Source organism: Chitinophaga pinensis DSM 2588 (assembly GCF_000024005.1).
GTDB classification, from domain to species: Bacteria; Bacteroidota; Bacteroidia; order Chitinophagales; family Chitinophagaceae; genus Chitinophaga; species Chitinophaga pinensis.
This window is the reverse complement of record NC_013132.1, coordinates 8,754,158-8,776,389: the sequence shown is the minus strand read 5'-3', so window position 1 is coordinate 8,776,389 and position 22,232 is coordinate 8,754,158. Positions and strand designations below refer to the sequence as shown.

The window sequence follows — 22,232 nt, the reverse complement described above, 5'->3', positions numbered from 1 at the left end:
GGACAAGTTTAGATATAATTATGTTGACAGTATTACTCATATTGATTCCTTTAGTTGCGGGCCTGGTTACGTTTGGTCTGAAGGGGTCTGGCCCTAAAGCGCTGGGTTTGGTGGCATCCCTGGCTTCGCTGGCAGTAACAGTTGCTGCTTTGTTCCAGTTCAGGACTGCACCGGATGCGTTGCAGCTGACAGCAAACTGGATTCCTCAGCTGGGCGCACAGTTCAGTGTAGGGCTGGATGGAATGGGCCTGATGCTTTGTTTGCTGACAGCCATTTCTTTTCTGCTGATCTTGATCGTTATCTATAACAGAGAATATGAGCGCCCTAACAGTTTCTATGGTCTGATGCTGTTGTCTCAGGCTGGTCTGGTAGGTGTGTTCACCGCGTATGACGCTTTGTTATTCTACGTTTTCTGGGAACTGGCACTGATTCCCGTGTATTTCCTCTGCTCACTCTGGGGTGGCGAAAAACGTATTCCAGTTACATTTAAATTCTTTGTATACACCTTTGCAGGTTCCCTGTTAATGCTGGTAGGTCTGATCTATATCTACCTGCAAACGCCGGAGCATTCTTTCAGCTACGCCAGTTTTGTAAGCGGCGCTATTACTCCACAGGACCAGTCCTGGTTGTTCTGGCTCTTCTTCGTAGCATTTGCTATCAAGATGCCGATCTTCCCTTTCCACACCTGGCAGCCTGATACTTACGAACAATCACCTACCCCTGTTACAATGGTACTGTCAGGTATCATGGTGAAAATGGGTCTTTTCGGTGTTGTCCGCTGGTTACTGCCTGTACTGCCGAAAGGCGCTTATATGTGGTCAGATGTTGCGATCGTACTGTCTATCATCGGTATCATCTATGCATCCTGCATCGCGATCGTACAGTCAGACATCAAACGCCTGATCGCTTACTCTTCCATCGCCCACATCGGTCTGATGAGTGCAGCTATCTTCACTAATAATGAGCAGAGCTTACAGGGTCTGATGGTGCAGATGTTCAACCATGGTATCAACATTATTGGTTTGTGGATCATCGTTGAGATTATCCAGAACCGTCTGAAAATTAAGAACCTGAACGAGATGGGTGGTATTGCGCAGTATGCACCGGGTATTGCCATCTTCCTCGTAACCATCAGTCTTGCCAATATCGCTTTACCACTGACCAACGGTTTCATCGGGGAGTTCCTGATGTTAAGTGGTCTGTTCCAGTACAATGTTTGGTTCATGGCTGTAGCCGGACTGGGTATCATCCTGGGAGCGGTATACACGCTGAACATGGTGCAGAAAGTGATCTTCGGACAGAGTAATCAGCTGACTGAAACGACTACAGATCTGAAAGGAAATGAGTTGCTGGTACTGATTATCATTGTAGGTATTATCCTGGTACTGGGTTTCTATCCGAAGCCTATGCTGGAGCTGGTAAGCAGCACTACTGAATTGGTTAACAAGGTTTATTAAAAAGTTGTTCTTTCGTAACACAGGAATATGAATGCATTAATATCTACTGCTTTATCGGGCGTTGTAATGATGTTTGCGGGTTTATTTATCGGTAATAAGCAGCGCATAAAATTTGTAGCCATTGTTGTACTGCTGATTTCATTTGCAGCCAACCTGGCGGAGTTATCTACCATTGGAGCAGGCGAGCGTACCTTATACGGCATGATCACTGTGAGCCACTTCAGTATCCTGTTCAATGCGATCGCATTGGGTAGTACACTGATCTATTTCTTATTATCAGGCAGTGCTTTTGAAAAAGTAGGCGAACACGTTTCTGACTATTTCGCACTGATCTTCTTCATTCTGTCAGGTATCACACTGGTTTCTACTTTCAGCAGCTTATTAATACTCTTCCTGGCAATAGAGATTATGTCTATTCCACAGTATATACTGGCTGGTGCGGATAAGAAAACGCCTAAAAGCACAGAGGCTTCCCTGAAGTACTTCCTGATGGGCTCTTTTTCTACCGGTATCCTGCTGATGGGTATTACGCTGATCTATGGTGCTACCGGTACTTTCAATGTAGCTGAACTGGGCCTGGGTGCAGGTAAAGTAAATACACTGGCATTGTGCGGTATCATCCTGATGGCTTTCGCATTATCTTTCAAAGTATCTGCGGCGCCTTTCCACTTCTGGACGCCTGACGTATATGACGGTTCTCCTACCGTATTTACTTCTTTCATGGCTACGGTTGTAAAAGCGGGCGGTTTCATCGCTTTTATCAGGGTATTCCATGGTGCGTTTGTAGGTGAAAGACTTACTGCTGACTGGCAGTTACTGCTGGCTATCATTACGGCTGCTACGCTGATCGTCGGCAACTTTACCGCTGTATTCCAGCAAAGCGTTAAACGTATGCTGGCTTACTCCAGTATCGCACAGGCAGGTTTCATGCTGCTGGCTGTTATCTCTATGAACACTTTCGCTACACAGGGTATTATCCTGTATGCGGCAGCTTATAGCGTAGCGACCATCGGTATCTTCGCTGTGATGATCAAACTGAAAGATTACACGTTTGATGGTTTCAACGGACTGGCACGCACACAACCAGTATTGGCGATTACTACTACTATCTTTGTATGTTCACTGGCAGGTATTCCGCTGACAGCAGGTTTCTTCGCTAAATACTTTGTACTGGCAGCAGCTGTTCAACAGGGTAACCTGTTATGGCTGGTGATCACCGCTGTGATCTGTGCGGCTATCAGTGCTTACTACTATTTCCGCGTGATCATCGCTATGTACTTCAAACAGGGCGAAGCTGAAACCGCAGAAATCAGTGGTAGTTTCAAGCTGATGCTGATCATTACGGCAGCGATCGTGATCCTGCTTGGTATCTTCCCTGGATTATTGTTACAGTTTATCTAACCGATAAACTTGCATAAGATAAAAACAGCAATACCGGCCAATTGGCCGGTATTTTTTTTGGTGTGTTGGTACTGCTTTTCAAGCGTTGTGACAGCTAGTCTGCTGCCACTAAAGAAAGCGTTTGTGCCTGCTGCGTAATGTTGTTCAGCAGTGTGAGCTGGTTACGCGCCCGCAGGAGATTGTGTCGTTCATATTTTGCGCCGTAGTAACTATCATTGTTGAAATAATCCGTCAGGAAACGGATGGCCTGCATATATACCAGGAACTGTCCTGCATACACAAGGTGTGCTTTTTCTGCCCCGCTGAGTTCATCTTTCATTTCACTCAGATATCCCTGTACAATAGCCTGGTAATAATCTGTTCTTACCTGTACTTTACTGAAGTCCGTTTCTTCTTCGCTGACAGGAGAAAGATAAGTACGCATCATATCTCCGAAATCACTGATGAAATACCCCGGCATCACTGTATCCAGATCGATCACACAGATTCCATTATCAGCGTTATCAAATAATACGTTGCTGATCTTGGTATCGTGATGCATCACCCGCATTTTGAAACCAGGATGTTGCTGTATGGCTTTAAATGTTGCTGTCAGGTGCTGATAGCTGCGGATCATGTCAATATCTGTTGCAGCTTCTGCTATTCTTGCCTGATTACCTTGTTTTATGGCCTGTTCAAACTGTTGATAACGCAGCGTGAGATTGTGAAAATCAGGCAGTGGATATTGAATCGTATTGATATCAATATCTGACAGCAGTTTTGTAAAGCGACCGAATTGTCTGGCTGCTTCAAATGCCAGTTGTGCATTATCTACCACATCATAACTGCGGGAATCAGCAACAAAAGGTTGCATACGGAAATAAGCGCCTTCAGTTGTGATGTACATATCCTGTCCGTCGATGGTACGCACCGGCTGTACAAAGAAATATGCCGGATGATACGTATCCAGGTGGCGGCCGATAGTGCTGATGTTTTCAGCTATCAGTGTTGGCTGCTTAAACACCCCATGATTGATGCGTTGCAGGATGTAGTGACGATCGCCTGCAGAGATCTTCCAGGTGGCGTTGATAAGGCCACTGCCGAATGGCTGAATAAGGCATTCGGCCATTGATAATCCATAAGCTGCCAGTATATCCTGCATTGCTGGTTGATAAAGTTGCTATGCATCAAACATAGTGATAAGAATTGAGAGAACAGCTGGACAAACGATTGCGCAAATTTTTACTTCCCAGGTGCAATGACCAGTCTGGAGTCGACAACGATCTGCTGATAAGCATCCGGGGCCAGTTTACCTGACAGGAGGTCCAGGAGTATTTCGGTGGCTTTCTGTCCTTGCAGATAGGGGTATTGTTCAACGGAGGCGAGAGGAGGATATGCCATATAACTACTCAGCGGCAGATTGGCATAACTGACGAAGCAGATGTCTTTATTGATCTGTATGCCTTGTTCAGCGGCATATTGCACTGCATCTTGTGAGACATAGTCATTAAAAGCGACAACGGCGGTTATTTTCCTTTTGTTGGAGAGTAGTTGTTGCATGGCCTGACGCGTACCTTCTTTGGTAAGATCGCTGTGTACATTGAGGGTCGCGTCATATTTCAGGCGTTGCTGCTGCATGGCTTTCCGGTAACCTGTTGTACGTTGCCGGCTGGCGATCAGCTTTTCAGGTCCATTGATCATACCGATGACCCGATGTCCCTGCTGTAATAAGAAAGATACGGCCTGGATGGTGCCTGATTCCATATTCGAAGCGACATAGTGGATATCTTTCATATCGGGGATCCGGTCAAAGAATACGACAGGGATATTGTATTTCCGCAGCATTTCGAAATGTGCGTAGTGTACGGTGTTTTTGGCCAGGGAAACCAGCAGTCCGTCTACCCGGTGATTTTTCATGATTTCCACGATCTTCTGTTCTCTTGTTGCGTCATCATGCGACTGGCCCAGCAGCACCATGTAATTGCTCTTGTTGGCAGTATCTTCTATGCCGCTGATCGCTGCGGAAAAGAAGGCTTCTGACAGTTCAGGGAGTACAATACCCAGGGTAAATGTTTTTTTCTGCTGGAAGAAAATGGCGGTCTGATTCGGCTCATATTGCAATTCGCGGGCGAGCGCCTGTACCTGCATCCTGGTTTTCAAGCCAATACGCGGATGATTGTGCAAAGCCCTGGATACAGTGGAGGCGGCCAGGTTGAGCCTTTTGGCGATTTCTTTTATAGTTGGTGGATTGGGCATCAGGCCATTTATAGAATAAAAGTAGCGGAAAAAAACTTTTTATTAACTTTAAATCATGCAGTTCCGTGACACATTTTCCCTCGCCTTTCGCTCTGTTAGCGGCAATCGTTTGCGCGCAGGGCTTACTATTGCCATCATCGGTTTTGGTATTATGGCCCTGGTGGGCATTTTTACGGCCATTGACAGTATGAAAAGCAGTATTTACAGCAGTTTTGCGAATATGGGGGCCAACAGCTTCAATATACAGAGCAGGGCGCTGAAGATACGTATCGGCGGTGGCGGCGGTGCAACCAAAGGAAGTAAGAAAACGAAGGTTAAAACCTCCAATAGTAATATTCCCATTACTTATAAGGAGGCAATGGACTTCAAGCGGAAGTATGCTTTTCCTGCTACGGTGAGTGTGTCCACCAATGCAACGGGAAACGCGACAGTGTATAAGAATGATAAGAAGACGAATCCGAATGTGCGTGTGATGGGGGGCGATGAAAGTTATCTGCAGTTATCCAACTATACTTTGCGGGAAGGGCGTAATCTGAATCAGCTGGATGTAGAGTCAGGCAGAAATGTGGCGATACTGGGTATGGATGTTGCGAAAAAACTCTTTGGTGATAATCTGAAGAATGTCGTCAACAGTTCTATCCGTGTGGGAAATGTACGTTATCGTGTGGTGGGTGTGATGGCGCCTAAAGGGAACAGTGGTTTTATGAGTGCGGACAATGTAGTGATCACAACGGTGAATAATACACGTAGAGTATTTGACAGGCCGGGTGCTTCTTACAATATCGGTATTTCAGTAAAAGATATCACGAAGATGGATGCTGCGATCGGAGAGGCGACAGGACTGTTCAGGGTGGTTCGTCACCTGGCATTGAACGAGGAAGAAAATTTTTATATCAATAAAAGTGACAGCATTGCAGAGATGCTGTTTGGTACACTGAGTTACGTGGTGTTTGCGGCTGTGCTGATCGGCGCTATTACTTTGTTTGGCTCGGCGATCGGTCTGACTAATATCATGCTGGTATCAGTAGCGGAGCGTACCCGTGAGATAGGTGTTAATAAAGCACTGGGAGCAACCAGTAAAGTGATTCGTCAGCAGTTTGTATACGAGTCTATTATCATCAGTTTACTGGGCGGCGTACTGGGTGTTATACTTGGTATGCTGGTGGGTAATCTCGTATCATTGTTAACAGGATCGAGTTTTATAGTTCCGTGGTTATGGATAACGACAGGGATATTTATCTGTGCGGCCGTAGGGTTGATATCAGGTATTTATCCAGCCATTAAGGCGTCACGTCTGGATCCGATAGTTGCATTGCGTTACGAATAATTAACAGGCACACGCCAACATCCGAACATTCATGGCTTTATTAGTAGTATTTGTTTCCATCCTGCTGCTGGTGTTACTGGTAGCTTATTTCCGGTTAAACACATTTATTGCTTTTCTGATTGTCTGTCTCTTTATGGGACTGGCGTTGAATATGGTCAGGGTACCAGCAGAGAGGATGTCGATTGCCGAGATCACCCAATCTATACAAACAGGGATCGGCAAGACACTGGGATCGCTGGTGATCATCATTGTGTTTGGTAGTATGCTGGGTAAACTGGTGGCGGAGAGCGGCGCGGCACAACGTATTGCCAATGGGCTGATGCATGTGTTTGGCAGAAAGTATGTACAGTGGTCATTGATGCTGACGGGCTTTATCGTAGGGATTCCCTTATTCTACAATATTGGTTTTGTACTGATGGTGCCGCTCATTTTTACGGTAGCGGCCAGGACTAAATTACCTACTGTTTACCTGGGTATTCCGATGCTGGCTTCCCTGTCGGTAACACATGGCTATTTACCGCCCCATCCTTCGCCTACGGCGCTGGTAGGTACATTCCATGCAAATATGGGATTGACGCTCATATATGGGCTTATTGTAGCCGTTCCTGCAATTATATTAGCCGGTCCGGTATTCACCCGTTTTCTGAAGCATTATACACAGGAACCTGCACAGTTATTCACGGTTGCTCCTATGCCGGAAGATCAACTGCCTTCTATGGGCACCAGTATTGTGGCGGCATTGCTGCCGGTATTGCTGCTTGCAGGCACATCACTGCTGAAGTTGTGCGCTGCGCCTGGTACGTTTCTGTGGCAGATCAGTAACTGGTTGGGAGATCCTGTGATTGTCATGTTGCTGGCGGTGTTGAATGGTGCATATGTATTGGGTCTTCGTCGTGGATTACCGGTGAAAAAGGTGATGGGCATTATGGAAGACGCCATCCGGGATGTATCTGTCATCATCCTGATCATTGGTGGTTCCGGTGCATTGACACAGATGTTGCTGGATAGTAAAGTAAGTCAGGTTATTACGGATAGTTTACAGGGAATGCATATGAACCCGCTGGTCCTGGCGTGGAGCATTGCTGCTTTGATACGCGTGAGTGTGGGTTCGGCTACGGTTGCCGGACTAACCACCGCTGGTATTGTAGCGCCATTGGTTGCAGGTACTTCTGTACATCCCAGTCTGATGGTACTGGCCACCGGCGCAGGCAGTCTGATGTTCTCACATGTGAATGACGGCGGGTTCTGGATGTTCAAGGAATATTTCAATTTGTCAGTGAAAGATACTTTCAAGACCTGGTCAGTGATGGAGACAATTGTTTCTGTTGTAGGACTGATCGGCTGTCTGATATTAAACCTTTTTATCTAATTCAAGAAAAACAGTGCACATGACACCAACAGAGAATTTTAGCGCATTAGGATTGTCATTACCTCCGGCTCCATCACCATTAGGTGTTTATAAGCCATGTCTGATCGATGGAAAATACCTGTATCTGTCAGGTCACGGTCCCGTGCAGGATGACAAGAGCCTGATCATTGGCCGTATTGGTGTTGAGTTTGACATGGAAAAAGGCAAACTGGCTGCAAGACAGGTAGGTCTTACCATGCTGTCTACCATTGTAGCAAACCTGGGTAGCCTGGACAAAGTAAAACGTGTCATCAAAGTATTGGGTATGGTGAACTGTTCACCTGACTTTGAGCGTCATCCTTATATCATCAATGGTGCGAGCGAACTGTTTGCAAAAATATGGGGTGAGGAAAATGGCATCGGTGTGCGTAGTGCAGTTGGTATGGGGTCTCTGCCAGATAATATTCCGGTGGAAATAGAGGCACTATTTGAATTACATTGAGAAATTAAAAATTAAGAATTAAAAATTAAGAATTGCCCCCAACAGGCTGAATGGTGTATAAATGACCGCCGTTATTATGGCATATTTCCTGCGTCTGACCAGTGGTGTTTTAACACTAACCAATTCTTAATTTTTAATTCCTAATTCCTAATTAAAATTTATGTGGTACGAACTACACAATATCAACACTATTGATACGCCTGCTGTGCTTGTGTATCCTGAGCGTATGCTGGATAATATCCGCTTACTGAAACAGACGGTAGGAGATGTGCAGCGTTTGCGTCCGCACATCAAGACCAGTAAGATGATTGAAGCCGTGCAGTTGTTGCAGGGTGAAGGCATTAACAAGTTCAAATGTGCCACTATCGCTGAAGCAGAAATGCTGGGTCTGGCAGGGGCTGGTGATGTATTACTGGCGTATCAGCCTGTAGGGCCGAAGGTTGACCGCTTATTGCAGATCGTGGAGCAATATCCGGACACGAAATATGCCTGTCTTGTGGATAACAGCGCGTCTGCGATCGCTATTGCGGCCACATTCGCAGCAGCGCAGCGTTCTATCCCTGTTTATATTGATCTCAATGTCGGGATGAACAGGACCGGTGTCGAGCCGGGACCCGGTAATGAAGCGCAGGAACTGTACCAGGAACTGCTGCATTTACCAGGTATTACGCCGGTGGGCTTACATGCATACGACGGACATCTGCATGATACAGAATTTGAGTTACGCAGAGAGAAGTGTAATGCAGGGTTTGCGCCTGTCCTCGCATTGGCTGCCGCTATTACAGAAGCCGGCGCTCCTGCCCCGCAGATTATCGCGGGAGGTACGCCTACTTATGCGATACACGCAGAACGTCCTGGTGTGGAATGTAGTCCGGGAACCTTTATATTCCAGGATTGGGGATATCACAAGCTGCATCCGGAGCAGACATTTGATTTTGCCGCTGCTGTTATTACCAGGGTGATCTCGGTGGTCGATGGTACGCATATCTGTGTTGATCTGGGACATAAGTCAGTGGCTTCTGAGAATCCGCAGCCCCGTATTTATTTCCTGAATGCACCCGATGCGGAACCCCTGGGGCACAGTGAGGAACATATGGTGCTGAAGGTGCCTGATGCGGCATTATTTCCGGTGGGAACGGTGCTGTATGGCATACCGATGCATATCTGTCCGACAGTTGCCCTGCATGAACGCGTAGGCGTTGTGGAAAATAATAACTGTGTAGCCTGGTGGAAAGTGATCGCCAGAGACAGAAAGATCATGATCTAACTTATCAAAAAAATACTTACATGTTTATAGTAGATGCGCATCTTGACCTGAGCATGAATGCAATGGAGTGGAACCGTAACCTGCGCCTGCCGGTTAACGACATCAGGAAGCGCGAAGAAGGTATGACTGACAAACCGGACCGTGCGAAGGGAGTGGTATCCTTTCCACAGTTAAGGGAGGGAAATATCGGACTGGTGGTAGCTACGCAGATCGCGAGATTTGTAGCGCCTGAGAATCCGCTGCCCGGATGGTATTCACCTGAACAGGCCTGGGCGCAGACACAAGGGCAGCTGGCCTGGTACAAAGCCATGGAAGACGCTGGAGAAATGACACAGATCACCAATCTGGTGGCACTGGAAAAGCACCTGGCACTCTGGAATGACGGTACGCCTAATACCAATAAACCGATCGGTTATATACTGAGCCTGGAGGGGGCGGATTCGATTGTTGACCTGAATTATCTGCAACGTGCTTATGACAATGGTTTACGAGCAGTAGGACCTGCTCACTACGGTCCGGGACGTTATGCACAGGGAACGGACGCGACCGGATTTATGGGTGAGAAAGGACAGGCATTACTAAAGGAAATGGAACGTCTGAATATCATCCTGGATGCGACCCATCTTTGTGATGATAGTTTCTGGGAAGCTATGGACCATTTCCATGGACATGTATGGGCCAGTCACAACAACGTGCGTGCGCTGGTGAATCATAACAGACAGTTCTCCGATGAACAATTGCAGGAACTGATCCGTCGCGGGGCTGTTATCGGCGGTGCGATGGATGCCTGGATGATGGTGCCGGGATGGGTAAGAGGCGTGTCCAATCCAAAGGATATGGGCGCATCCCTGGATGTGCTGGTGGATCATATGGACCATATCTGCCAGCTGGCGGGTAATGCGTTACATGTGGGTATAGGATCGGACCTGGATGGTGCTTTCGGGAAAGAGCAGAGCCCTCATGACCTGGAAACAATTGCCGATCTGCAAAAGATGCCGGCTTTGTTTGCCAAGAGAGGCTATTCCAAGGAAGATATTGACAATATTATGCATGGAAACTGGTTAAGGTTTCTGCGTAAGGCCTGGAGTTAATGGCTAGTAATATAACTGTGACAGGACATTGGTCATGTCATTATTCACTGGTTTCAGCTCCAGGAAGCCAGTGAATTGTTCCGGCGTGAGTGTATTCTTAAGTTTGCGCTGGAAACTCGTTTGAAACCCCTTTAATTTCGTATTATAAGCCTTCGGATTGCTGGTATTCAGCGACAGGATCGTGGAACGCTGCTCCAGAAAGTTCGTTACCGCGTCCTGTATCTTTGGTTGCTGCACATCTGTCAGCGACAATGCACTTTTCAATTTACTGGTGATAGATTTTGCATTCCCTTCTATGTTGGAAAGCGGGGCTTGCTGCATCTGTGCCCGTGAGATAGCTGGCAGAAGGCTCAGGCCGAAGAGCAGTAACAGGGAAACCAGGCGTATATTTTTCATGCATGTGGATTATTATCAGGAAGGTAAGATTTTTGCTGCATCCTTCCGGCAACTGATTTACGTATATCTCACTATAATCCCCAAAAGAATATGCCTATCTCATCTGTTACCGTACGCCGTATATGCTGCCCTGCATTGCTTTTATGTGTATTTGCCCTGATCGCTGCCGCCTGTACCAAGCTGGGTTCTACCGCCCGGGATATCGCTGCTGAAGACAGGGTTCCCTCTTTGCCTGCTATGGAATTATTGAATGAACATTACGGGAAAGATTCCCTGCAGGTAATGGACATTTATTTGCCAGCCGGCAGGGATCCTTCTATTACACATATCATGGTGTTTGTTCATGGAGGGGGATGGATGGGGAGTGACATGCGGGATTATACCCCGCATATTGACAATATGAAGAACCGGGACTCAAAGTATACCTATGTGAATCTGAATTACCGGCTGGTCAGAGATGGTAAAAACACGTTCCCTGCTGCGGAGGAAGATGTGAATGCCGCGTTGCAATATGTCTGGCGTCTGGCTGACAGCTTTCATATTTCCCGGGCCACCGGCATCATTGGTACCAGTGCGGGCGCGCATCTGGCCGCATTACAGGCGAGTAAACATAATGAGAAGGGGTACATTAAAGCGGCGGTTTGTCTGTTAGGCGTGTATGACATGCAACGTTTTTACCAGGAAGGCAGTGCCGGCGTACCCGAACTGGCGGCGGCCGTACTGGGTGGTACGCCGGGGCAGCGAACGGATTTATACCGTAGTTCCAGTCCGCTGTTTTATGTGCATGAAAAGACGCCGCCTACCTTGCTGATACATGGCACAGAAGACACGCTCGCCCGTTATTCACAGGCGGTGGCGATGGACAGTGTCCTGGAGAAAGCGGGCGTCGTACATGAATTATACAGCTTTAAGGGCTGGCATGCCATACCCGCTGATAAGATCGTCGACGCTGCCGAAAAGATGTTTGATTTTATTGCGAAGTATACGAAGTAACGCGTTTATCTGATCACCAGTTTCACTGGTTTCGGTACCTCATTCATATCATCGTTCAATACGATGTATTCAGCCTCGATGCTCTGGTTGTCCAGCCATTTCATCTGACCGGGTCCCCATTTGCTGAATTCAACATTGCCTTCATGCGTCAGCGTATTGTTGGCGTAAGAGAATAACTGGAAGCCGTTGTTGTTGAAGCCAGCTACGAGATCAACAGAAGGGCAGATGATGTATTTATGGTCGGGAGAGATCACAGGAATACCCCATACATGCGTAATGGTACCATTGTCTGCATTGATCAGCACATAATCGCTGGATTCGTAATAGCTGCCAAACACCAGGTGCTGGTGGATAGCGGGGATATAGCCGGCATAGAAATAGTTGGCGAAATTACTGTCATCTGCACTATGAATGTTATTTGCGAGCAGGGTGACCTGGCCATTATTCAGGGTGATATAGAGTGAATCGCCCTGGCGTTTGACGTGTGCGCGGTCTTTTGCGATCTGGGAGTCTTCTGTACTATCATAGTCAGGAGTGTCCAGTTTATCGAAGGAGGACTTAGCGAGCGGCTGTATGCTGAAATGTTTATTACCTACGCTGAATGTATCGGTGTCGCGCAGGACTCTGCCGGTGACAGGAGGTTCTTCTATATGAGCGGTATCGCGTACAGAGTCGCTTATTTCTGTGCTTTCATTGCAGGAGAATAGGATACCTGCAGCTAGGAATAGAGATAAATACGTTTTCATAGACGATACAAAGATAGGCAACTACATAAAAAAATCCCGCCTCATTTGAAATGAGACGGGACTTTTTGAAGAATATGTTAGTCTTATTCAGCTACCACTTCAAATTCCAGTTCAGCTTCATTGCCTTTACCGAAATCCAGTTTCGCTTTGTAAGTGCCTAATTCTTTTACGTCATCCAGGATGTGGATGCGGCGACGATCGATTTCGTAACCTTTCTGCTCTTTAATAGCACGTGCAATCTGCACACCAGTTACGCTACCGAAAATCTTACCGGAAGTACCGGTTTTAGCGCCAATTTTAACGGGACCTGCTTTCAGCACTTCCACTACTTTGGCGATTTCAGCTAACATTTTCTCTTCTTTCACTTTCTGCACTTTCAGGCGTTCCTGGAGTTGCTTCAGGTTAGAAGGGCTAGCTTCTACCGCAAATTTCTGCGGGATCAGAAAATTCCTGGCGTAACCGTTTTTAACGGTAGCCAGCTCATTTTTCTGGCCCAGGTTATCTACGTCTTGTATTAAGATTACTTGCATTGTTAATTAGTTTTAAGGACCTTTAATTACCCGGTTTACACCGGAAACCTAGGTGGTTTGTTTATTTTAAAAGGTCAGTAACGTAAGGTAACAAAGCCATTTGACGGGCTTTCTTAATAGCCTGCGCTACTTTACGCTGGAATTTCAGAGAGTTACCGGAGATACGACGAGGTAACATTTTACCCTGATCGTTCAGGAATTTCTTCAGGAACTCAGCGTCTTTGTAATCTACATACCGGATGCCTAACTTCTTGAAACGGCAATATTTCTTTGCGCGCTTCTCAGTCTTTACGGCCGTTAAATACTTAATTTCTTGTTTTACTGCCATAATTTTAAGCTTCTGCGGTTTTAGAATCAGCGTTTACGCCATTTCTCTTACGGTTGTTGTACTGAACAGCATATTTGTCTAATGCTGTAGTCATGTGACGAAGTACATTCTCGTCACGGTTCAGCTGAATTTTCAGCTTCTCATTGAGGTCGGATGGCGCGCTGTACTCCAGTACCAGGTACATGCCCGTGGTTTTCTTCTGGATTGGGTACGCCAGTGATCTTAATCCCCAGGGATTTTCGTGCGTTACTTCTCCGCCATTCTCTTTAATGAGATCAGCGAATTTTTTCTGAGCAGCTTTGTAGTCTTCCTCAGACAGCACAGGGGTAAAGATCACCATCAATTCGTAGTTCATAATTTCCCTGTTTTTAATTGTTTGAAAAAATTAGGAGTGCAAAGATACTTAAATTGCTGACACCAGCAAATAAAAAGGCCGCTCTGTTTAGTGCAGAGCGGCCGGATTGTCTAAGGTTTCTTCAAAAAAGATCAGTGGCTAACAAGTATTTTGCTTACCTGGGTACCTTCCATGCTTGTTACGCGAAGGATATAGATACCGTTTGATAAATTACTGATATCCAATGATTTGATATTTCTGCCTTTATTCAGGGTAGTTTGTCCCTGATACCTGATACGGCCTTGCATATCAACAAGTTGCAGCTGTGCTGGTCCACCTTTCTGCATATCAATCCATAACTGAAGCTGGTTGCCGAAAATACACCAGAAGAGTTTCTGGATCAGGTCTCTCAGCGTTACCACAACTCTCTGATTTTCACTATAACTAACCTTGCCGTCCAGACCTGTGATCTTCAGTCTGTAGTAGGATACTCCCAACCACGGACGGGTATCGTAAGTCGTGTAACTAACTGGTTGTGCCGTAGTGCCATGTGCGGCAACAGTATCTACGGATTCAAATTGAGATTGGTTTCTGGATCTCTGAATAATATAATCCCTGATATTCAGCTCATACGGAGCGCTCCAGGTCAGTTTCACATCTCCTGTGTCCACCGATGCAGCAAATTCGAGCTCAGCCGGATGTGCCAGTATATGCAGGTTGTAGTTCGTCTGAACCGGATAGTGATCGGTAGTAGTGCTGCTATAGCTGTTTACCAGTGTTTCTACCTCTTTACGTACACGTGCCGATCCTGGCAGATAGCTCAGCGCCATTTCATCAGAGATCAGGACGTTGTCAATTACAGTATTAAAAGAAGCGGTCGACTGCTGACCTTGCAGACTAAGCAGCAGGGTTACCGGTTTATAATGAATACTGTCATTAAGGAAGTCTATATAAGAAGTCGTAGTGTCAGGCGCCAGTTCTGTCGTAATGGTTTTGTCGAATGCATCGTTGAAATCGCCCAGGATTACCAGATTAGCTGTCGGGTATTGTACATCCAGGGAGTCTTTCAGTTCCAGTGCACCGTTCCGGCGTCTGTTCCAGGATTCGATCTTGTCGGAAGCCGTACCGGTGTTTGCCTTGGCATGTAACAGTACAAAACGGATCAGGGCGCTGTCATTGTTCAGCTTCGCCTGTGCTTCGAGCAGGAATGGGAAACGACCGGAAGACCAGTTATAATAGGCGTTGCTGCTGCCACCCTTGCGTAATACACCGTAAGAACGCAGTCCTTTAATAACAGAAGTCTTGTAGAGGAAGGCTAATTTCTGTGCAGATACATAATCCACATCTTTGATGCTGTCGGCATAAGAACCGAAGTCAGATATAATATAACTATAACCAGGCATCTGATTGGCTACTGCTCTGAAACGGGCAGTATCTACCACTTCTGCCAGGGCAAAGATGTCCGCATCCATTTTTTTGAGGATTGTGGTCACATTTGCCTGCTGCAGGCTATCATTTGCCGGATTTTGTACCGGACTGCCAAACCATTCAATATTCCAGTTGACCACTTTCAGGGAACGCAGAGAGGTACCAGACAATCTTATTGTTGGCAGCGCAACGCTATCCGCAGTAAAAGTAACCGTACCGGTATAGTTCTGACTGGCAGCGGTTGGCTGGAATTTCACCCATACTGTCTTCGGGCCAGCATTCAGTGCAGCTGGCTGATAGGTCAGTGTATGACTGAATGCAGCATTGCTGTCAAGGGCAAGGGTAAAGTTGCCTGTAGATGTCAGGGTCAGTGTTTTGGTAAAGTCATTGGCCTGGAAGGTGAATGGCAGCGGAGCGGATGATTGTCCGGCTGGTACATAATCAAAGTCGATGCTGCTGCTGGTCAGGTCCAGGGAAGGTTTAGGCGCTTCCGGACTATTAATGACAGATACATCATCGAGGGTCCAGCGTGCGGCGCCGATCGCAGGAGAGGAGGTGTATACGAAGGCAATGTAAACGCCGGCCTGTTTAAAGGCAGCCAGGTTCACACTGTCAGAGAGTGTCCAGGTATCCGACAGCAACGCAGGGAAACGGCCATTTACGGTTGTCCAGGTAGCTGTATTCGGGTTGCTGACACCATCGTAGTTGGTAGAAACTTTCAGTTGCAGGGACGGGCCGGAGAATGCGGTACGGCTGTAGAAGTTCAGCAACGGATAGTCAAAACCGGAGAAATCAAAAGCCGGGGAAATCAGCCAGTCTTCGTTGGCGATGGGTCCGCCGCTATAGCCATTGATCTGTATACCATTGCTGTTTCTGCCAAAAGTGGTACAGTCCCATCGTTGTGCGCCGGTCACGCTATATTGTTTGAAGCCTTGTGAGATATTACCGGTTGCGCAGCTGTTAAAGTCGAAGGACAGTTGCTGCAGACCGGTGCTGAATGACCAGGCGCTGGTATCTGTCAGTCCGGCGAAGGCATTATCGCTCAGATCCAGCACGGCGCCGGGTTCAATCGTGATATAGTAGGTTTGCTGCGGTTGCAGACTGGCAGCAATTGTCACATACTGTGCAGCATATGACACGATGGAGCTGTCAGCCGGAATGGATTGTTCCGTACCGGCAGTGCTATTGTGGATAACCAGTCTGCCACTGCCTGCTTTTACAGGTTCGGAGAAGATAATTACTGGCTGTGCACTGGGTGATACATCAATGCTGCGGTTTGCCGGCCATAAGCTGTCAGCAACAGGTGGCGTTACATCTGCCGTGCCGCTGCCCACCTGGATATTATCGATCGCAAATGACGGACGCGAACCTGCGCCACTGATCTGTCTGTTCACCCAACGCAGCTGTACCAATGGCTGATTGTCGCAGAGGGAAGGCAGTACCAGTGTTTTGTGTGCAGAATCCAGGGGAGTTGTCACACCTGATCCGGTTTGCTGCGTGGTTGTGTTCTGGTATTCTATACCGGTAATATTGGTGAAGTTGCCGGTATTACCGATACGGTACTGGAGCGTCACTTCATTGATACGGGTGTTAGAAGTACCGTCATACGGATTGCGGAGGGTCATTACGTCGTATTGCAGGGCTACGTTGGACTGGCCACTGGTCGTTATGGCCAGCACCAGACTGTTATCCACACTTCCGCTATTGAGGAAGCCCAGTTTCCCATTATAATTATACACACCATTGGTGGTACTGGATGCGCCTCCTGTGATCAGCGCCTTGTCTGATGCCGGAGGCAGCACATTAAAATTACCGGAAGGAGAACCGGAAAGGGTCCAGCCCTGCCATCCGTCAGGATAGGTCGTGGATGATGATGGCAGGCTATTGAATGACTGCTGGTAAGGCAGTACCTGTGTTGCAGGCTGTGTCTGTGCATACGCACCGGCAAAGCTGGTAACAGCAAGGAAAAGGAGTAGATGTCTTTTCATGTACAAAGCGGTTTAGAAAGAAGGGTGTCGGGTAAAAAACATTAGGTCTCAACACTCACCGGGGTCAGGAAGATTAAATCTACAACATTTGTGTTAGAGTTAAGAGGCAGTCTGTATGATTTATTTGTTAAGCCGGTATGAGGACTGCCATTTTGTAAGCCATCAGTAATAGTACGTTGAAGTTTCATTGCTCAACGAAGCTTCAACGAAGGAGACAAAAGACAGAAAAGCGTCTTTTAGGGTGTAGTTGCAGACACTTTGTCAGCAAAATGTCTGCTGGCATATCCTTTGTCCGGAAATCCAAAAAAAGACACCCATGCAGAAAGGAGCAATACGTGTTCAGACAGAGAACATATTCCCCATTATTAAGAAATTCCTCTATTCAGACCATGAGATCTTCATCCGCGAGCTGGTAAGTAATGCAGTGGATGCTACTCAAAAATTAAAGACACTGGCCAGTGTTGGTGAGTTCAAAGGTGAGCTGGGCACCCCTGAAATTACGGTGACATTAGACAAGGAAAAGAAGACATTGACCATATCCGATATGGGTGTGGGTATGACTGCAGAAGAAGTAGATAAATACATTAATCAGGTGGCGTTTTCAGGAGCGGAAGAGTTCCTGAATAAATATAAAGGACAGACAGACGGTGCTAATATCATTGGTCATTTCGGTCTTGGTTTTTACTCCTCATTTATGGTGAGTAACAAGGTGGAGATCTTCACAAAATCTCACAAACCTGATACTGCTGCTGTGCGTTGGGAGTGTGATGGCAGTCCGGAGTATGAACTGGAAGAAACCAGTAAAGAAAGCCGTGGTACTGATATCGTGCTGCACATCAACGAAGAGAGTGAAGAGTTTCTGGATGACAGCCGTATTCAGAACATCCTGGAGAAATTCTGTAAGTTCCTGCCAGTACCTGTAAAATTTGCAGACAAGCAGCTGAATAATACGAATCCGGCGTGGACAAAGAAACCTGCTGAACTGACTACGGAAGATTATCAGAATTTCTATAAGGAATTGTATCCTTATGCAGAGGCTCCGTTGTTCTGGATCCACCTGAATGTTGACTATCCGTTCAACCTTACAGGTATCCTGTATTTCCCTAAGATCGGTAAGAGCTTTGAAGTACAGAAAGACAAGATCAGCCTGTATTCCAACCAGGTATTTGTAACAGATGAAGTGAAGGATATCGTACCGGAATTCCTGATGTTGCTGCATGGTGTGATTGATAGTCCGGATATTCCGCTGAACGTGAGCCGTAGCTATCTGCAGGGCGATCCGAATGTGAAAAAGATCAGTTCTTATATCACGAAGAAAGTGGCTGACAAACTGGATGAGATCTTCCGTAACGATCGTAAGAGCTTTGAAGAGAAATGGGAATCTATCGGACTGTTTGCCAAGTATGGTATGATGACTGATGACAAGTTTTCTGAGAAGGCGAACAAGTTCCTGTTGCTGGAAGAAATCACCGAGCCAGGTAAGTTTTATACACTGGAAGAATATAAGACGGAAGCAGCTGCGTTGCAGACAAACAAAGACAACAAACTGGTTGTATTGTATGCTACAAATGCAGTACAACAGGATAGTTACATTCAGGCAGCGAAGAACAAAGGCTATAAGATCGTAAAGCTGGATAACATTGTGGATGCAGCGTTTATCAACAATATGGAGCCAAGATGGGATAGTATGCTGTTTACCCGTGTGGATGCTGATATTGCTGATAACCTGATCAACGTTGATGAGAAGAATGAAAGTGTATTATCTACTGATCAGGAAACAAAACTGAAAGAGTTATTCGGACATATTCCACAGGAACATGTTAAAGTAGAACTGAAAGGTCTGAGCGCTGATGCACAGCCGGTAATTGTGACCCGTCCTGAGTTTATGCGCCGTATGAAAGATATGGCTGCCGTTGGTGGCGCAGGTATGAGCTGGTATGCAAATATGCCTGACGAAATCAACATGACGGTGAATGCAAATCACCCGATTTATCTGCAGATACTGGAAGAAGCGGATAATGATAAACAACAGAAACAGGTACGTAATCTTGCAGATCTGGCGCTGTTGTCACAAAACCTGCTCACCGGTGCTGATCTGACCGCATTCGTGAACAGAAGTGTGGAATTAATGAGTGCAGAAAAGAAAAATTAGTCGACTCAAAGCGGAAACATTATAGTAGGTTTGCAGTAACATTGGCAACCGGAATCCCGTCTCATCAAGCATGAGACGGGATTTTTTCATTTTACCTACACATATGAAAAGAAGAGCAATTAACAGATTTATTTATGTACTACTTATTGCAGTATTGGGTAGTATAGTAGCCTGTTCTAAGCGGAATGAATCAGCGGTACCCGGCGGAGGCAATGGAACAGACACCATTCCGGACCCTCCCAAGGAAGATGTTTTTACACCACAGACGCCTGGCATTACCGTACAGACGGCCGATTACAAACAAGGCAACATCGCTGAATACCTGCTTTATATTCCTGACACCTATAATGACATGAAAAGTTATAAGTGGCCGGTAGTGATCTTCCTGCATGGTGTGGGAGAGATAGGCAATGATATAGATGTGATCAGACAAGTAGGATTGCCCAGGGTGGTGAAAGGAAAGCCGTTTGTGATGATTGCGCCACAATGTACTGCGGTGTGGTGGAATACAGATGTATTGCAGCAGTTGTATAAAGAAGTGTTGAAGAAGTATCATGTGGATTCTTCCAGGATTTATTTAACAGGATTGAGCATGGGTGGTTTCGGAACCTGGAACTGGGCGCAGACGAGTCCTGAGAAATTTGCCGCTATCGTACCGATCTGCGGTATTGGTACGCCATCACAAGCTTGTGTACTGAAGCAGATGCCGGTATGGGCTTTTCATAATGCGGATGATCCTACGGTAACAGTGGCAGGATCCAGGGATATGGTAAATGCATTGAAATCATGTGGGAGTAGTCTGGTGAAGTATACGGAGACGCCCACCGGCGGGCATGATGCGTGGACGAAGGCTTATGCGGATACGGCTTTATATAGCTGGATGCTGAGACAACATCAATGACTGTTGCAGTAGCAACAGTCACAATTGCGATATGAAATAGGTAGTATTACTTAGTGATGTGCTCTGATATCGATGACCTTCAATTGCAGGTTCATCTTGCCATTCCACTCATTTTCATCGATCGTGAAGGCCATATCGAAGGGCTGTTTACTGCTCACGATGTGGAATTTTTCAGACATGTAGAATCCTATGCCCGTTAATGCGTTAGGAGATTTACCCTGTTTAACGGAGAACTTAATATGTTCATCTTTGACAAGACGTGAATATCCGCTGTCAACCACGTTTCTTACGAGGAAAACGGGGCGTAGATTTTCTGGTCCCAGTGGTTCGAACTGACGTAATATATTAAAAAAGGCAGGTGTAATATCTTTCAGGTGGATTTCGGTATCGATTACAATCTCGGGTACGAGGAGATCCGGATTGATGGTCGTCGCCACTACTTCTTCAAACTTTTGCTGAAAAGCTTCCACATTTTCAGGTTTCAGCGTCATACCAGCAGCGTAAAAATGTCCGCCGTAGTTTTCCAGCAGGTCTTTACACTGGTGTATGGCTTCGTATACATTGAAACCGGTTACGGAACGTGCGGAGCCGGCCACTTTATCATTGCTGAGTGTGAGAATGATGGTAGGGCGGTAATAATATTTATCGATCAGTCTTGACGCAACGATTCCAACGACACCTTTGTGCCAGTCGGGTTTATAGAGTACGGTAGACTTTTTATCTTTTAAGGTCAGATCGTTCTGCAGCAGTTCGACCGCTTCTTTGGTGATGTTGCCATCAATTTCTTTTCTGTCGAAATTATCTGCGTGTAATACTTTGGCGATCTCCATTGCTTTGTCTTTGTCTGTTTCGACAAAGAGGTTCACTGCTTTTCTGGCGTCGTCCATACGGCCGGCAGCGTTAACCCTTGGCGCGATGACAAATACAAGATTGGAGATGGTGAGTTGTTCTTTCAGTCCGCTGAGTTCTATCAGTGCCTGTATACCTGCGAGGGGAGCGGAGTTCACCTTTTTTAATCCGTGAAAGGCCAGTACCCTGTTTTCGCCTGTCATGGGGACAATATCAGCTGCGATACTGGTGGCCACGAGATCGAGATAGCGGTGTACCTGTTCATCCGGGATTCCTTTTTTCTGCGCGAAGGCTGAAATCAGTTTATATCCGATACCACAGCCGCTTAGTTCTTTATAAGGATAAGGGCAGTCGTATTGTTTTGGATTCAGGATGGCTACGGCAGGTGGCAGGATTGCATCTGGCAGGTGATGATCACATATAATGAAGTCGATTCCGTTGTCGGCTGCCCATTTTATCTGGTCGATGGCTTTGATGCCGCAATCCAGTGTGATGATGAGCGTGAATTCGTTATCTCTGGCGTATTCTATGCCTTGTGTGGAGATACCGTAACCTTCTTTATACCGGTGAGGAATGTAAAATTCTATATTATTATATAAGGAGTGCAGAAAGTCGTATACGGTTGCTACAGCGGTTGTTCCATCCACGTCATAGTCTCCGAACACCAGTATTTTCTCCCGGTGGAAGAAAGCCTGTTCGATACGGGATACTGCTTTATCCATGTCTTTCATCAACCACGGATCGTGCAGATCTGCGAGTGTGGGTCTGAAAAAGAGCCTGGATTCGTCGTAGGTGTGCATACCTCTTTGTACGAGGAGTCGGCACAGCAATGGGTGTATACGTAAAGACGACTGGAGCAATGCTTCCTGTTTAGGTTGATAAGATCGTACTGTCCAGCGTTTCTGCATTAATCAGTTAGTATCTAAAGTGGTTGAATGAGTTCAGTTTCGGAAGATAGG

Annotated in this window: 19 protein-coding genes; 10 read left to right on the top strand and 9 right to left on the bottom strand. The window is 46.5% G+C overall.

Going from position 1 to position 22,232, the window contains the following annotated elements; translation table 11 throughout:
• Positions 1–20 precede the first annotated feature (20 nt).
• Together CPIN_RS34700 and CPIN_RS34695 are read left to right on the top strand one after the other, a co-directional pair.
• Positions 21–1,457 (top strand): complex I subunit 4 family protein, encoded by a 1,437-nt coding sequence (locus CPIN_RS34700; RefSeq protein WP_012794571.1) that lies wholly within the window; start codon positions 21–23, stop codon positions 1,455–1,457.
• A gap of 27 nt (positions 1,458–1,484) precedes the next feature.
• A complete protein-coding gene (locus tag CPIN_RS34695) occupies positions 1,485–2,858 on the top strand; it encodes an NADH-quinone oxidoreductase subunit N (protein ID WP_012794570.1) in 1,374 nt (457 codons plus the stop codon).
• Between the two features lie 94 nt (positions 2,859–2,952).
• On the opposite strand, the gene CPIN_RS34690 is transcribed toward CPIN_RS34695, so the two are convergent.
• Entirely contained in the window at positions 2,953–3,999 is a 1,047-nt protein-coding gene (locus tag CPIN_RS34690) for a phosphotransferase enzyme family protein (RefSeq protein ID WP_012794569.1), read from the bottom strand.
• Between the two features lie 80 nt (positions 4,000–4,079).
• Positions 4,080–5,093: a LacI family DNA-binding transcriptional regulator gene (locus CPIN_RS34685; protein WP_012794568.1), complete on the bottom strand. Its 1,014-nt coding sequence runs from the start codon at positions 5,091–5,093 to the stop codon at positions 4,080–4,082.
• A 55-nt stretch (positions 5,094–5,148) separates the two neighbouring features.
• On the opposite strand from CPIN_RS34685, the gene CPIN_RS34680 reads away from it, so the two are divergent.
• The 5 genes from CPIN_RS34680 to CPIN_RS34660 all read left to right on the top strand — a co-directional run bounded on the left by CPIN_RS34680 (position 5,149) and on the right by CPIN_RS34660 (position 10,628).
• Positions 5,149–6,420, top strand: coding sequence for an ABC transporter permease (locus tag CPIN_RS34680; RefSeq protein WP_012794567.1), 1,272 nt, complete (start codon positions 5,149–5,151; stop codon positions 6,418–6,420).
• A 31-nt stretch (positions 6,421–6,451) separates the two neighbouring features.
• Complete coding sequence (locus CPIN_RS34675) at positions 6,452–7,789, top strand: gluconate:H+ symporter (protein WP_012794566.1); 1,338 nt, start codon at positions 6,452–6,454, stop codon at positions 7,787–7,789.
• 19 nt (positions 7,790–7,808) lie between these two features.
• A complete protein-coding gene (locus tag CPIN_RS34670) occupies positions 7,809–8,270 on the top strand; it encodes a RidA family protein (RefSeq protein WP_012794565.1) in 462 nt (153 codons plus the stop codon).
• 160 nt (positions 8,271–8,430) lie between these two features.
• Positions 8,431–9,537 carry a D-TA family PLP-dependent enzyme gene (locus CPIN_RS34665; protein ID WP_012794564.1) on the top strand — a complete coding sequence of 369 codons (1,107 nt, stop codon included), beginning with the start codon at positions 8,431–8,433 and terminating at the stop codon, positions 9,535–9,537.
• Between the two features lie 20 nt (positions 9,538–9,557).
• Positions 9,558–10,628 (top strand): dipeptidase, encoded by a 1,071-nt coding sequence (locus tag CPIN_RS34660; protein ID WP_012794563.1) that lies wholly within the window; start codon positions 9,558–9,560, stop codon positions 10,626–10,628.
• Positions 10,629–10,631: 3 nt separating this feature from the next.
• On the opposite strand, the gene CPIN_RS34655 is transcribed toward CPIN_RS34660, so the two are convergent.
• Positions 10,632–11,024, bottom strand: coding sequence for a hypothetical protein (locus CPIN_RS34655; protein ID WP_012794562.1), 393 nt, complete (start codon positions 11,022–11,024; stop codon positions 10,632–10,634).
• A 90-nt stretch (positions 11,025–11,114) separates the two neighbouring features.
• Between CPIN_RS34655 and CPIN_RS34650 the strand changes: the two genes are divergently transcribed.
• Positions 11,115–12,017 carry an alpha/beta hydrolase gene (locus CPIN_RS34650; RefSeq protein WP_012794561.1) on the top strand — a complete coding sequence of 301 codons (903 nt, stop codon included), beginning with the start codon at positions 11,115–11,117 and terminating at the stop codon, positions 12,015–12,017.
• Positions 12,018–12,022: 5 nt separating this feature from the next.
• Here the strand turns inward: CPIN_RS34650 and CPIN_RS34645 are convergent, their stop codons facing one another.
• From CPIN_RS34645 to CPIN_RS34625, 5 genes are all read right to left on the bottom strand, one after another.
• Positions 12,023–12,763, bottom strand: coding sequence for a hypothetical protein (locus tag CPIN_RS34645; RefSeq protein ID WP_012794560.1), 741 nt, complete (start codon positions 12,761–12,763; stop codon positions 12,023–12,025).
• An 83-nt stretch (positions 12,764–12,846) separates the two neighbouring features.
• Positions 12,847–13,293 (bottom strand): 50S ribosomal protein L9, encoded by a 447-nt coding sequence (gene rplI, locus CPIN_RS34640; protein WP_012794559.1) that lies wholly within the window; start codon positions 13,291–13,293, stop codon positions 12,847–12,849.
• A gap of 61 nt (positions 13,294–13,354) precedes the next feature.
• Positions 13,355–13,621, bottom strand: a complete 267-nt coding sequence (gene rpsR, locus CPIN_RS34635; protein ID WP_012794558.1) for a 30S ribosomal protein S18 — start codon at positions 13,619–13,621, stop codon at positions 13,355–13,357.
• 4 nt (positions 13,622–13,625) lie between these two features.
• Positions 13,626–13,976 (bottom strand): 30S ribosomal protein S6, encoded by a 351-nt coding sequence (rpsF, locus tag CPIN_RS34630; RefSeq protein WP_012794557.1) that lies wholly within the window; start codon positions 13,974–13,976, stop codon positions 13,626–13,628.
• A gap of 131 nt (positions 13,977–14,107) precedes the next feature.
• Positions 14,108–17,371: an Ig-like domain-containing protein gene (locus CPIN_RS34625; RefSeq protein WP_012794556.1), complete on the bottom strand. Its 3,264-nt coding sequence runs from the start codon at positions 17,369–17,371 to the stop codon at positions 14,108–14,110.
• Positions 17,372–17,687: 316 nt separating this feature from the next.
• Between CPIN_RS34625 and htpG the strand changes: the two genes are divergently transcribed.
• Both htpG and CPIN_RS34615 read left to right on the top strand, forming a co-directional pair.
• Positions 17,688–19,523: a molecular chaperone HtpG gene (gene htpG, locus CPIN_RS34620; RefSeq protein WP_012794555.1), complete on the top strand. Its 1,836-nt coding sequence runs from the start codon at positions 17,688–17,690 to the stop codon at positions 19,521–19,523.
• Positions 19,524–19,626: 103 nt separating this feature from the next.
• Positions 19,627–20,424 (top strand): carboxylesterase family protein, encoded by a 798-nt coding sequence (locus tag CPIN_RS34615; RefSeq protein ID WP_052306936.1) that lies wholly within the window; start codon positions 19,627–19,629, stop codon positions 20,422–20,424.
• 50 nt (positions 20,425–20,474) lie between these two features.
• On the opposite strand, the gene recJ is transcribed toward CPIN_RS34615, so the two are convergent.
• Positions 20,475–22,181 (bottom strand): single-stranded-DNA-specific exonuclease RecJ, encoded by a 1,707-nt coding sequence (gene recJ / locus CPIN_RS34610; protein ID WP_012794553.1) that lies wholly within the window; start codon positions 22,179–22,181, stop codon positions 20,475–20,477.
• Positions 22,182–22,232: the final 51 nt, after the last annotated feature.

What these genes read in the sequence shown, in the direction of transcription:
- CPIN_RS34665 (WP_012794564.1), top strand. Translation starts at nt 8,431, where the DNA reads ATGTGGTACGAACTACACAATATCAACACTATTGATACGCCTGCTGTG.
- rpsR (WP_012794558.1), bottom strand. Translation starts at nt 13,621, where the DNA reads ATGGCAGTAAAACAAGAAATTAAGTATTTAACGGCCGTAAAGACTGAG.
- CPIN_RS34680 (WP_012794567.1), top strand. Translation starts at nt 5,149, where the DNA reads ATGCAGTTCCGTGACACATTTTCCCTCGCCTTTCGCTCTGTTAGCGGC.
- CPIN_RS34660 (WP_012794563.1), top strand. Translation starts at nt 9,558, where the DNA reads ATGTTTATAGTAGATGCGCATCTTGACCTGAGCATGAATGCAATGGAG.
- rplI (WP_012794559.1), bottom strand. Translation starts at nt 13,293, where the DNA reads ATGCAAGTAATCTTAATACAAGACGTAGATAACCTGGGCCAGAAAAAT.
- htpG (WP_012794555.1), top strand. Translation starts at nt 17,688, where the DNA reads ATGCAGAAAGGAGCAATACGTGTTCAGACAGAGAACATATTCCCCATT.
- recJ (WP_012794553.1), bottom strand. Translation starts at nt 22,181, where the DNA reads ATGCAGAAACGCTGGACAGTACGATCTTATCAACCTAAACAGGAAGCA.
- CPIN_RS34690 (WP_012794569.1), bottom strand. Translation starts at nt 3,999, where the DNA reads ATGCAGGATATACTGGCAGCTTATGGATTATCAATGGCCGAATGCCTT.
- CPIN_RS34700 (WP_012794571.1), top strand. Translation starts at nt 21, where the DNA reads ATGTTGACAGTATTACTCATATTGATTCCTTTAGTTGCGGGCCTGGTT.
- CPIN_RS34615 (WP_052306936.1), top strand. Translation starts at nt 19,627, where the DNA reads ATGAAAAGAAGAGCAATTAACAGATTTATTTATGTACTACTTATTGCA.
- CPIN_RS34685 (WP_012794568.1), bottom strand. Translation starts at nt 5,093, where the DNA reads ATGCCCAATCCACCAACTATAAAAGAAATCGCCAAAAGGCTCAACCTG.
- CPIN_RS34650 (WP_012794561.1), top strand. Translation starts at nt 11,115, where the DNA reads ATGCCTATCTCATCTGTTACCGTACGCCGTATATGCTGCCCTGCATTG.
- CPIN_RS34655 (WP_012794562.1), bottom strand. Translation starts at nt 11,024, where the DNA reads ATGAAAAATATACGCCTGGTTTCCCTGTTACTGCTCTTCGGCCTGAGC.
- CPIN_RS34695 (WP_012794570.1), top strand. Translation starts at nt 1,485, where the DNA reads ATGAATGCATTAATATCTACTGCTTTATCGGGCGTTGTAATGATGTTT.
- CPIN_RS34670 (WP_012794565.1), top strand. Translation starts at nt 7,809, where the DNA reads ATGACACCAACAGAGAATTTTAGCGCATTAGGATTGTCATTACCTCCG.
- CPIN_RS34625 (WP_012794556.1), bottom strand. Translation starts at nt 17,371, where the DNA reads ATGAAAAGACATCTACTCCTTTTCCTTGCTGTTACCAGCTTTGCCGGT.
- CPIN_RS34675 (WP_012794566.1), top strand. Translation starts at nt 6,452, where the DNA reads ATGGCTTTATTAGTAGTATTTGTTTCCATCCTGCTGCTGGTGTTACTG.
- CPIN_RS34645 (WP_012794560.1), bottom strand. Translation starts at nt 12,763, where the DNA reads ATGAAAACGTATTTATCTCTATTCCTAGCTGCAGGTATCCTATTCTCC.
- rpsF (WP_012794557.1), bottom strand. Translation starts at nt 13,976, where the DNA reads ATGAACTACGAATTGATGGTGATCTTTACCCCTGTGCTGTCTGAGGAA.